This is a genomic window from Paenibacillus sp. MMO-58, assembly GCF_037146255.1.
Lineage (GTDB): Bacteria > Bacillota > Bacilli > Paenibacillales > Paenibacillaceae > Pristimantibacillus.
The window spans coordinates 1-634 of sequence record NZ_JBBCVY010000038.1 but is presented as its reverse complement, the minus strand read 5'-3'; the positions used below and the strand labels follow the sequence as shown (position 1 = coordinate 634).

The window sequence follows — 634 nt, the reverse complement described above, 5'->3', positions numbered from 1 at the left end:
TCCCATTAAAAGCACTTTTCCTTGAACAGGAAATGAAATGCCGCCTATTACTTTGCCATTGCATACCATGACAGAGACGTTGGTCTCGGTATTGTATTTTTTTTCAAGGGGATGATTTTTCACTGTGAATCCATATTCGGTTATTTCCTTCCCGAAATACTTGTCAGGCTCTTCCTTTTGAACGCCCCATATCTGTTGATTGTGCGTTGATTCCGCGCTTCCTCCGAAAAGTTTGCTTTTGTCTAAAACGTACTTTTGAACTTCGCCTTTTCGAGAAGTAACTTTATAACCTTGTTGCTTGACGTATTGCTCGGCTTTTTTTTCATCGCCTGAAATCTCTTTACCGCATCCAGCAAGAATTAAAAATAATAACCCCAAAATAATTCCCCAATTTGTAAGACTCCTCATTAATATCATTGTCCCCTTTACTCCCTATCCTTATCAATTGTTGCGCTAAACTTCCCTATAGCTTAATGAGAAAGAAGCAGCTGCGGATCGCATGCTGCTTCTTCCGTTGAACTAAAGTTCCCAGTTAGTTCAAAAAAGGTTAACTACTTCTTTAAGACCCTTATTATTCTAACTATTCCCCATATAAGAAACGTTAAAAAAGCGACTAATACTACAACTTGAACAA

General features: G+C 38.2%; 1 protein-coding gene. It reads right to left on the bottom strand.

From position 1 onward, the window contains the following. Positions 1-408 (bottom strand): DUF4830 domain-containing protein (locus WFJ73_RS33190; protein ID WP_336776995.1); only part of this gene is annotated, 408 nt, incomplete at its 3' end. Positions 409-634 lie beyond the last annotated feature (226 nt).